Origin of the sequence: Hymenobacter metallilatus (assembly GCF_003944705.1) — a bacterium.
Taxonomy (GTDB): Bacteria; Bacteroidota; Bacteroidia; order Cytophagales; family Hymenobacteraceae; genus Hymenobacter; species Hymenobacter metallilatus.
The window spans coordinates 112,104-122,815 of sequence record NZ_RWIS01000017.1 but is presented as its reverse complement, the minus strand read 5'-3'; the positions used below and the strand labels follow the sequence as shown (position 1 = coordinate 122,815).

9 protein-coding genes and 1 tRNA gene are annotated in these 10,712 nt (G+C 54.0%); 2 read left to right on the top strand and 8 right to left on the bottom strand.

The genetic code is table 11. The features are described from left to right. Positions 1 to 269 precede the first annotated feature (269 nt). Entirely contained in the window at positions 270 to 1,412 is a 1,143-nt protein-coding gene (locus tag EI290_RS20385) for an acyltransferase family protein (protein ID WP_125433486.1), read from the top strand. Positions 1,413 to 1,714: 302 nt separating this feature from the next. Here EI290_RS20385 and EI290_RS20380 read toward each other — a convergent pair. The 5 genes from EI290_RS20380 to EI290_RS20360 all read right to left on the bottom strand — a co-directional run bounded on the left by EI290_RS20380 (position 1,715) and on the right by EI290_RS20360 (position 7,522). Next, positions 1,715 to 1,785 (bottom strand) — tRNA-Cys (locus tag EI290_RS20380). A 289-nt stretch (positions 1,786 to 2,074) separates the two neighbouring features. After that, the gene (rpsA, locus tag EI290_RS20375) at positions 2,075 to 3,892 is read right to left on the bottom strand and encodes a 30S ribosomal protein S1 (RefSeq protein ID WP_125433485.1); all 1,818 of its coding nucleotides are present in this window, start codon (positions 3,890 to 3,892) and stop codon (positions 2,075 to 2,077) included. Between the two features lie 513 nt (positions 3,893 to 4,405). After that, positions 4,406 to 4,837, bottom strand: a complete 432-nt coding sequence (locus tag EI290_RS20370) for a hypothetical protein (RefSeq protein WP_125433484.1) — start codon at positions 4,835 to 4,837, stop codon at positions 4,406 to 4,408. A 119-nt stretch (positions 4,838 to 4,956) separates the two neighbouring features. Next, the gene (locus EI290_RS20365) at positions 4,957 to 6,021 is read right to left on the bottom strand and encodes a fatty acid desaturase family protein (RefSeq protein WP_125433483.1); all 1,065 of its coding nucleotides are present in this window, start codon (positions 6,019 to 6,021) and stop codon (positions 4,957 to 4,959) included. A 238-nt stretch (positions 6,022 to 6,259) separates the two neighbouring features. Next, complete coding sequence (locus tag EI290_RS20360; protein WP_125433482.1) at positions 6,260 to 7,522, bottom strand: DUF3298 and DUF4163 domain-containing protein; 1,263 nt, start codon at positions 7,520 to 7,522, stop codon at positions 6,260 to 6,262. Positions 7,523 to 7,664: 142 nt separating this feature from the next. On the opposite strand from EI290_RS20360, the gene EI290_RS20355 reads away from it, so the two are divergent. Beyond that, the gene (locus tag EI290_RS20355; RefSeq protein WP_125433481.1) at positions 7,665 to 8,531 is read left to right on the top strand and encodes an alpha/beta fold hydrolase; all 867 of its coding nucleotides are present in this window, start codon (positions 7,665 to 7,667) and stop codon (positions 8,529 to 8,531) included. Between the two features lie 77 nt (positions 8,532 to 8,608). On the opposite strand, the gene EI290_RS20350 is transcribed toward EI290_RS20355, so the two are convergent. The 3 genes from EI290_RS20350 to EI290_RS20340 all read right to left on the bottom strand — a co-directional run bounded on the left by EI290_RS20350 (position 8,609) and on the right by EI290_RS20340 (position 10,642). Next, positions 8,609 to 8,983 carry a hypothetical protein gene (locus EI290_RS20350; RefSeq protein ID WP_125433480.1) on the bottom strand — a complete coding sequence of 125 codons (375 nt, stop codon included), beginning with the start codon at positions 8,981 to 8,983 and terminating at the stop codon, positions 8,609 to 8,611. A gap of 133 nt (positions 8,984 to 9,116) precedes the next feature. Continuing rightward, the gene (locus EI290_RS20345; RefSeq protein WP_125433479.1) at positions 9,117 to 9,611 is read right to left on the bottom strand and encodes an HNH endonuclease; all 495 of its coding nucleotides are present in this window, start codon (positions 9,609 to 9,611) and stop codon (positions 9,117 to 9,119) included. 224 nt (positions 9,612 to 9,835) lie between these two features. Further along, a complete protein-coding gene (locus tag EI290_RS20340) occupies positions 9,836 to 10,642 on the bottom strand; it encodes a C40 family peptidase (RefSeq protein WP_246009019.1) in 807 nt (268 codons plus the stop codon). Between the last annotated feature and the right edge of the window lie 70 nt (positions 10,643 to 10,712).

Here is a 10,712-nt window from a genome sequence, read left to right as displayed (position 1 = left end):
GCCACTGCGAGTCAGTAAGGGGTTGGTAGCCATCAACCATAATGCCCGTGGAAGCCTAGGAACTCCCCGCGCAACTTACTGACTCGTTTCTTTTTAGCCCCTACCTAATTCCCAAACACGCTCTAAGCGGTAGAGATGCTTTGACAAACTCAGTACGACGTTCTGACTTATCCTGCCAGACTTTCTAAACAGCTTCTATATATTTCAGTAGGCAGTACAACTTGTCTCTCGAAATAGTATAATACCTTTGAGTACATTATTCCTCGCCTATGCAACCAACTGTTGAGACGAACTATTCACCTCAAAAACCTTATTTTGCTGCGCTAACCGGATTTAGAGCAATTGCTGCCTATCTAGTATTCTTCTATCATTTCAACCCATTCCATGCAGGAGGCCGGGCTCAACTTGCACATGACTTTGTATCGGGGTTTCATATCGGCGTAAGTTTATTTTTTGTTTTAAGTGGCTTTCTGATAACACTTCGATATCACAATAGAGTTGCGTTTACTTGGTCGTGGTGGGGTACATACATGCGCAACCGAGTTGCCCGGATCTATCCGATGTATTTGCTGTTGACGTTACTTACATTTTTTGCCTTTAGTCTTGATAGCCGCTTTGACCCTGTAGGCTGGTGGCACAATTACAGCAAGATTGATAAACTGATTGTAGTTGTAACCAACTTAACCTTTTTGCGCGGCTTTTTCGATGATCTTAAGTTTACTGGGGTAAGCCAAGGCTGGTCACTGACTGTAGAAGAAACCTTCTATATTCTTGCTCCCTTCCTAATCTACGGCGTGGCAAAGCGGCCAAAACGATTGTTGGCTTACTTGCCGCTTCTGCTGGGGTTCGGAGTATTAATGGTTTTGATTTTTAGTCCATGGGCTCCTCTTGGTTTTTTTGGGTCTATCCGCTTTAATTTCAATTTTACCTTCTTCGGCCGGTGCACGGAGTTTTTGGGCGGAATGGCGCTGGCTTTACTAGTGGTTTGTCAAAAAAATCTCCAGCCATCCGCTGCATCGTATTGCACTTGGTTAGGCGTAAGTGGAATTGCGGCTTTTCTCTATATCTCTACCCTATTCACTATTGACTATGAGCACCAGCTTAGCGCCGTTGACTTGTTAATCGTTGTTTCATGCACACTACTACTGCTACTTAGTATCTGTTCACTATATTATGGCTTATTAAGAGAGCGAAGTTGGCTGCGAGTAGCGTTGGAGTCCAAATCAGCCGATATACTTGGTAAGAGTTCTTTTGCTTTTTATCTGATCCACGTTGGAATTTTTAGCACTGCGCTTGATATTTATCTAACGCACAACCTGATATTGAAATTTATCTTACTTAATCTGTTAGCTATTGGCCTGTATAAGTTTGTTGAAAAGCCTATACATCTCCGGCTTGCTAAAGGCAACTAGCCTTTCCCTGATAGGAAATACAAAAGCCTCGCCCTACCCAGCGAGGCTTTTTTAAATATTTCAACACTGTATGCAGACTGGCGTACATAAGAGTATCATATCCCTCCCGCGGCAACTCTAGCAAATCTTGGTGTGAACCCAAATTATAGAGCACAACTCATTCTGTACAAAATTCTCCGCCCTGGGATTAACGTAGCGCATTTTTTCATTCATGTAGAGTGGTTGTTGAACCCACGTCATATTTGAATAAAAAAATCCCGCTGTAAAGGGCTAGTTTACAGCGGGAAGCAATCATCAACAAGAGGTGACGAGCGGATTCGAACCGCTGTAGGAGGTTTTGCAGACCTCTACCTAGCCACTCGGTCACGTCACCAGGGGCTTTGAGGATGCAAACATACGGCTTAATCCCGTTGTGGCAAAGCCGGCAAGCGGTTTTCGTGCCCCCCCAACGGTAAGACGCTGGGAGTGTGCGAAAAAAAATCATTGCCGTTGCCTGTAGCACGCAGCTCCGCTTCGCGCACGAGCCGCCGGCGAGTATCCCGGTGCTACGCCATCCGCGTAGGAACTCGCCTGCGGCTCGTGCGCGAAGCGGAGCTGCGCGCTACAAAAAAGGCCCCGACTTGCGTCGGGGCCTTCTTCAAGTGGCTTACGCCGGGGGCTGATTACTCAGCGCCCTGCTCGTTGCCCAGCATTTTGTCGCGCAGCGCCGACAGAGCGTCCAGGTCGCCGAGGGTCGATTTTTCGGCCTTCTTCAGATCGGCAACTTTGCCTTCACCAGCGGCCGGAGCAGCAGCACCAGCTGCAGGCTTCTTCTTGGTGAATTTCGAAGCGCGGCTGTCTTCTTCAGCCTGCTGGTTGTACACAGCAGAGTGCGACAGAACTACGCGACGGTCATCTTTTGAGAATTCAACCACGCGGAAGTCGAGTGTTTCGCCGTTTTCAGCCTGCGAACCATCTTCTTTGCCCAGCGACTTGGGATACGCGAAGCCTTCAATGCCGTAGGGCAGCTCGAGCACCGCGCCACGGTCGGTTTTCTCGGTGATGGTAGCCTTGTGCACCGAGCCGGGGGTGAATACCGTCTGGAACGTATCCCAGGGGTTTTCTTCCAGCTGCTTGTGGCCCAGGGCCAGACGACGGTTAGCAACGTCCAGTTCAAGAACTACCACGTCCAGACGGTCACCTACCTTCACAACTTCCGAAGGATGCTTGATCTTCTTGGTCCACGACAGGTCGGAAACGTGCACGAGGCCGTCTACACCTTCCTCCAGCTCTACGAACAGGCCGAAGTTGGTCAGGTTGCGCACCAGACCGTTGTGGTTGGTACCAACGGCGTACTTCGTAGCGAAGTCACCACGGGTCCACGGATCCTCGGTCAGTTGCTTGATGCCCAGGCTCATCTTGCGGTCTTCACGGTCGAGGGTCAGGATCTGAGCCTCTACTACGTCGCCCTGCTTGATGAAGTCCTGCGGGTTACGCAGGTGCTGGCTCCAGCTCATTTCCGAAACGTGGATCAGGCCTTCTACGCCGGGGATGATTTCCATGAACGCGCCGTAGTCGGCGACATTCACGATACGGCCTTTTACTTTCGAGCCTACGCCCATATCGGCGGGCAGCGAATCCCATGGGTGGGGGGTCAACTGCTTCAGACCGAGGCTGATACGCTTCTTGGCTTCGTCGAAGTCCAGCACTACGATGTTCAGCTTCTGATCCAGCTGCAGCACTTCGCTCGGGTGAGCAATGCGGCCCCACGAGATGTCGGTGATGTGCAGCAGACCGTCTACGCCGCCGAGGTCGATGAACACACCGAAGTTGGTCATGTTCTTGATAACGCCCTCCAGGATCTGGCCTTTCTCCAGGTTGTTGAGGATGGCTTCGCGCTGCTTCTCGAGGTCTTTCTCGATGAGCACTTTGTGCGAAACTACCACGTTGTCGAAAGCAGCGTTGATTTTCACCACTTTCACTTCCATGCGACGACCCACATAGATGTCGAAGTCACGGATGGGCTTCACGTCGATCTGCGAACCGGGCAGGAAGGCTTCTACGCCGTCCAGGTCCATGATCAGACCGCCTTTGGTGCGACGCTTCACTACGCCTTCCAGAACGGTGTCGTTCTCCAGAGCGTCGTAAATCGACTTCCAGGCCTGCTTGATCTTAGCCTTCTTACGGGACAGGATCAGCTGACCGTTCTGGTCTTCCTGGTCCTCGATGAATACCTCCACCTCGTCGCCTACTTTCAGCTCGGGCAGGTCACGGAATTCGGAGAGGGGCACCAGACCATCGGATTTGAAGCCGATGTTCAGGATTACGTCACGGTCGGTGATACCAACCACGGTGCCTTTAATTACTTCTTCCTCCTGAACAGTGGTCAGCGTGCTGCTGTACATCTGCTCCATTTCGGCGCGCTGCTCAGCGGTGTAGTTACCACCGAAAGCGTTGGCTGAAACGTTGTCCCAGTCGAAGTTGTCTACTACTTCTGCCATGATATTAGCAATGGCCCTCGTGTACACGTCCGGCGCAGGGCCCGCCTCCGGAGCGCGTTTTTGTTTGATACACAGCGCAGTTACGCCGGCCTCGCCACCCTGGCGGGGCGGCAAAGATACGGAGTTTGAGGCAGAGTAAGTACTACTGGTTCTGCAGGATTTAACATCACCGGAACAATTGTTAACTCAAGCCTTAACGATTCGTCGACAGCACTATCTCACTAGGATAATCAGGATGATACTTTAGAGTACAACTATCCCCTTGAGAAAAAGCTGCTCCAGGGTTAGCAACTACCTTATCATAGCTCATCCCTTCAGCTTCATAGGATACATGAACATTACTACTGTTACTACTTGTAATGTAGCCCCTTACTTGCCGGCCATTTCTGGCTATATAGCTACTCCACTGATATTTGACAAATTCCAGACATGCAAAAGACAATCCCGCACACAGCAGTATTCGTATCTCATTCCTATGGCGGTTGACTACTTGCAAATTCCTCATATCGCCTTTCATTTCTGGCGTTCGAACACCGCGCCACTTAGTAGCAAAACGGACTCCTGTCTAGCAGTAGTCTCACTAGGCACAAACGCAAAAGTATTTGGCCCCACATACCTGATTACATACACATCTGGCAACTTAAGTAATTGATTTGCCTTCGTCACTCCAACAGGTACTTTAGACATCACAATCATGCTATCATGTAATAATGGCCGTATCCACTGTTTACCGTGTGGAAGTAACAATTGAAAATTGAGTTGCTTGTTCTTACTCTTCGTGACCTTGACAGAGTAGTATGCTCCAGATTCGATTGTTTTTTTACTGCGCCATTCTCCAGACAGATAAGTTGCGAAGTTATTAGTGGAGTCTTTGTGCTGATCTTGCTTACTAGCAAATAGTCCTGCAGTGATGATCCATACAACGAGCAATGGTTTACCAGTCATTTTTAAGTCATTTATAAGTTCTTATTCCGGACTGTAACAAAACAAAAATTTAGCTAAACACTCAAAGGAAAGAGGGCTGCACATTGCTGCACAGCCCTCTTTCCTTCGACTATCCAAACTTACGCCCGGCCCAACTCGCGCAGGTGTGCAACGTGAGACGCTACGGCGTAGCGCATCTTGGGATACTCGTTGTACTCGATGTTGAACTCCTCGCACATCTGGCGGATGATTTTGTTCAGGGCCGGATAGTGGACGTGGGAGATGGTGGGGAACAGGTGGTGCTCGACCTGGAAGTTGAGGCCGCCCACCAGCCAGCTGATGACTTTATTATCGGTGGCGAAGTTGGCGGTGGTTTTGATCTGGTGAATGGCCCACTCGTCCTCAATCTTGCGGGTGGTTTCGTGGGGTATTACGAAGCTGGTGTGCTCCACGGTATGCGCCAGCTGAAACACGATGCTCAGGGTGAAACCGGCCAGCGCCATGAACACCAGAAAACCAGCCAGCCAGCCCAGAAAGCCAACCGTGTAAATGGGCAGGGCCACAAATAAGCCCAGGTGCAACACCTTAAAGCCCCAGAAAACGCTCTGGTCGGAGGCAGTCATCTTTTTAAGCGGCATCTCCCCGATTTTGCCTTTGAAATACTTCTGGTAATCCATGTAGAAAATCCAGGCAATAAACAGCAGGGCATAGAAAAACCAGAAATACAGATGTTGGAAGCGGTGGAGCTTGCGGCGGGGCTGCTCCGGGCTCAGGCGTAGCCAGGGCTGAGCGTCGAGGTCATCGTCTACGCCTTCCACGTTGGTGTACATGTGGTGAATGAGGTTGTGCTTCATGTTCCACATGAAGGAGTTGCCGCCCATCACATTAAGGGTGAAGGAGGCAAACTGATTGACCCACTTGCTTTTGCTGAAGGAGCCGTGGGCCCCGTCGTGCATGACGTTGAACCCGATGGCCGCCCCTACCAGACCCAATAAGGCGCACTCGGCCAAAGCCAAAGCCGGGGCCGGCGTCCAGAACACGAGGTGCAGATACACGGCCACGAAAGTACCCGTAAGGAGGCAGGCTTTGAACAGCAGGCGCTTGCCCCCGGTAGTGGATTTGCCCGCTTCCTGAAAATAGGCATTGGTGCGACGCTTCAGTTCCTGATGAAAGGAACGGGAAGCCGCGAATTTGGGTGCTTGCATAGGAGGTGATAAAGAGAAACTGATCCAAAGGTACCGCTTCTGCCCCCGAAGCTGCGCCAATGCGGCAAAAGCCCGGGATTTTACACACCGACGGTCCTGGCTACTACTCCAACCCTAATGGTACTCCATAAAGGTCCGGCCCGCCGCAGAATACTTCAGCTACTGAAGGTATTCCGCGGCGGGCCGGACTGTTCATAAACGATGTAAAGACGACGCCTTACGCGCCCTAAGCTACCTCCTACTTACGGGCTACCGCTTGGCCGCTGCCGATGGGTAGACCGGATTTTAGTACAGCTTGCAAGGCCGAATATGGCACGAACACGCTGATTTCGCCCTGAGCGTAAGAGGCTACCTCGTAGGGCAGGTACACGAACACTGCGCCCCCGCTGGTCAGGTACACGTTGCGGGTGACGGGCAGGGAGTTTTTAAATAGCTTGCCGGTCATAGATGCTCCGTCTTTCAGGCCCAGGGCCGGACGGGCGTAGCGGCCCAGGATGCCTTCCAGCTGCGGCCGCGTGCCGGGCTTGAAAATATCATTGAAGCCCAGGGCCCGGCCGGTACGGGTATCGTAGCTGCGCACGTAGGTGCCGTAGATGCCGTGCGCGCCGCCCGAGAAATCATATCCGAAGTAGCCGATGCTCAATAGGTCGCCCTCGTTCCAGAGCACGTAGGTATTGGCCTGCTGCTCGTAGCTGAGCGTGGCCAGAGGCTGGTAGTCGTCGGTGGTGTCGGCCAGCACTTTGCTCACCATAGGAGCCACCTCCTTGCGGTACTCCTTGGTAAAGTAGGCCAGTTGCTCCTCCCACAGGGCATCCAGCGACAATGCCGGCTTTGCTTCCAGGGAGTCGCCGCGCAGGCCCCGGGCCAGGTTGGCAGCCAGCTTCTCCTTGCTCGCTCCCGATTCGGGCACCAGGGCAAACATGGAAAGTTGCCCGAATACGCTGTCCTGGGGGCTTTCGGGACGGGGCAGCACCGCAGCGGCGAAGGTACGGGTGCTAAAGCGCACACCCCCTGGCTGGCGCAGTAGGCGCAGGCGCACCGGCTGCCCGGCCCGCGTACCTACCAAGGTGCTTCCCTCCTGCTTGAGCAGCCACTGCGGGCCTTCGTTCTGGGCATTGAGCAGCTCGTGGCTGGTGTCGCGCAGGCGGAGGCTGTCCTTGGTGCAGCTCACGTCGCCGGTCAACTCAAAGGGGTGGCCGTCGGCGGCAGCATAGAAGCCCACGAGGCGGCCCAGCGTGTTTTCGCCGGGCACGTCGTTTATGCGCTGCAGATGCACTGTAATGCTGTCGGTGGAACCTGGCAGCACCCCCCGGAACTGCTGATACCAGGAGGCACTATCCGTGAGGGCCACCACGGGAGCGGCTGCCGCGGAGGTATCGGCAGTTTCGGCGGCCGGTTTGTCGGAGCCGGAATTACAGGCCGTTAGCAGCAGGCCAAGGGCCAGAGGGGCGGGCAACAGGCGAAGCAGCCAGGCCGGGCGAGAAGGAGAAAGGAAGCTCATTGGCCCAAATAACGCAGAATTTGGCTATGCGTTCAAACTCGTGCAACTTCTTGGCATTCGATTATCCCCGGCCAGGGCCGGGCGTATGTAGATACCTGAATTCATTGACTACTTCTTCCCTCACCTTCTTTACAACTTTCGTATGAGCTACATCAAAGCCGGCCAGGATGCTAACGGCACCGACGTAAAACTGCATTATACCGACCAGGGCACTGGCAACCCCATTGTGTTGATTCATGGCTGGCCCGCCACCTATGAAATGTGGGAGTACCAGCTGGCTGAGCTACCCAAGCACGGCAACCGTGTGGTAGCCTATACTCGCCGGGGCTTCGGTAACTCCAGCAAAACCTGGGATGGTAACGACTACGACACCTTTGCCGACGACCTGAACGCGGTGCTCACGGAGCTGGACCTGCAGAACGTGACGCTGGTGGGATTCTCGATGGGGGGAGGCGAAGTAGCCCGCTACATGAGCAAGTACAAGGGCGCCCGCGTAAGCAAAGTAGCTTTTGTGGCCGCCGTAACCCCCTTCCTGCTCCAAACCGAAGGAAACCCCGATGGAGCGCCCAAGGAGAATTTCGATAACATGGTGGAGGGCATCCGCAAAGACCGATTCGATTTTCTGAAAACGTTTGGTAAGCAGTTCTTTGGCGTAGGCACCATCAGCCACCCGGTCAGCCAGGCTACTCTCGACTGGATGCAGAGCATTTGCCAGCTGGCCTCGCCCCGCGCCACCGAGCAGTGCGTGTACGCCTTTGCTGCTACCGACTTCCGCCAGGATTTGCAGACCATTACCGTGCCTACTCTGGTAATCCATGGCGGTGATGATGCCACGGTACCGGCGAAAGTGAGTGGGGAGCGGATGACGCAGTTTGTACCCCACGCGCAGTACGTGGAGTATAGCGGCGCCCCCCACGGGTTGTTTATCACCGAAAAAGACCGCCTGAACCGTGACTTGCAGGCTTTTGTGAGTGGTAACACAGTAGAGGGCACCGCCGACCGGTATTAACGGACAGAACCCCACCGCACCCCGACAGGACCAATCAAGTTCTACCGGGGCGCGGTGGGGTTCTGGTATTTACTGGTTTAGTTGTCCAGCCTGAGGCTCAGACGGCCACTGGCCAGATCCACTACATCTACTACATAGGTGTAGTTACCGGGTTGCAGCGGCGTTTCGCCCACGTAGTCAATAGGCTGCCACCGCAGCTCCTGCCCGTTTATCGTCACCTTGATGTAGGCGTAGCTGTAGGCCGTTCTGTACGTGGCGTACTCAGATACCTGCCCCGCATTAAGGGAACCGTAGTCATTTTCGCCGCCGTTGGTGTTCACGTACGCCGCATCGAACCGGTAGGCGCTGGTGTTTTTCACCCGGATGCGCACTTCGTCGGCCGTTTCTTTTTTGCAGGATAGGTGCAGCAGGCCAATGCAGCACAGGCACAGCAGAAGTACAACTTGTTTCATAGGGAAGTAGAAGTAGAGGAAATAGCAAGCATGTCTGCTCAAGAGCTTACCCGAGCGAGAAACGTTGCATTCCTCCCCACTACCACCGGGCTTACCCCAACAAAAAACCGGTCAGCCATGGAGGCCACCGGTTTTAGTGGAGGTAGGGATGCCAGTTTTGGTCGAGGGTGCCGGCGCTTAGTTTGAGGAAGCCGGTAAGGGTAGGTTTTTTGGGCTGCTGCCTGATGGTAAGGCCGGCTTCCTGGGGGGTGCGGTGCCCTTTGGCATGGTTGCACCGGGCGCAGGCCGTTAGCAGATTGGCCCAACTGGAGTCGCCGCCCCTACTTCGGGGCAATACGTGGTCGAGGGTAAGATTTTTGGTCGAGCCACAGTACTGGCACTCGAAATGGTCCCGCTTCATAATGTTATGCCGGCTCAGCGCAATACCCTTATAGGGTACCCGCACGTACCGCTGCAGCCGGATGATGCTAGGCTTGGGAAACGCCTTGCTCACCGTACGCAACACCCCGTTTTCTGATTTGGCAATCAATTCGGCCTTTTCCAGAAACAGAAGCACAAAAGCTTTCTGCACACTGCACAGCGTAATGGCTGTGTAGTCACCGTTTAACACAAGCACCTTTTGGTCCATACTACGCTAAGAAAAAAGAATCTGGTCTGCCAGAAAGCTAGATGATTCTTAGCGTATTAACAATAGACAAAGGGTTTAGTTCGGTGGGGAGAAGTACTGGTTGCAGCACGTCTTTCCGAGCGAGGCCGAGGAATCTCGCGCTGATGGTTCGGTAACATCCCTGACGTTAGCACGCGAGATTCCTCGGCCTCGCTCGGAAGGACGTGCTGATGGTAAATTTCAATTTACTCCTCGGGCAAAATCCGTTTGAGCAGCCGCAGCTTATGCGAATATTTTTGCCAGTCGCGGCGGTAAATGCCGTTGTGGTCCAGGGGGTCGACGCGCACCTCTCCGCTGGCGTGCAGAATCTGCTGGTCTTCCAGTAGCAAGCCTACATGAATAATGCGGCCCTCGGCATTATCGAAAAACGCCAGGTCGCCGGGGCGGGTCTGGGCAACGAAGTGTACCGGCTGGCCCACCTGAATCTGCTGGTGCGCATCGCGGGGGAGCTGCACGCCTATCAGGCCGTAGAGCTGCTGCATCAGACCGGAGCAGTCGATACCGAACAAGGTACGCCCGCCCCAGAGGTAGGGGGCTTTCAGGAACGTCTGAGCCATTTTTTGGAGCAGGCGCAGGCGTACCTCGGTGGGTCCCAGGGGGCCGTGGCCGTTTTGGGGGTTGGTGGCTGCTCCATTATAAAACAGCTGCCGTTCTCCTACTCGCAGCGTCATGCCGTCAAAAAAAGGCAGGCGCGTGCCCAGCGTAACGGGGATGCGGGTGCTCTCGTTGCTCACCATCTGTACCACATCCAGGGTGCGGGGGTGGTCCTGCTGCTGCCACTGCTGAAAGTAGGCAGGCGTTACGGGCAGGTGCTGTTTGCTGTCGAACCAGCCCTCGTAGCCATCCGCTGCCAGCCGAATCTGCCGCCACTGGTCCTGGGCCCGCAAAATGGTGTAGCACTCCCCAAACAGGAGCTGCGTAATGATTTCAGCCTTATCGGAGGGTTCGGCCCGTACCGGCACGGCACTCAGCGCGCAGATTCCGTATTCCAAGGTGGTGAACTAGTGAGGTGATGAAATGGTGAGTTTGTGGCTCACCATAGGTAAGCGGATGTCGATTCCT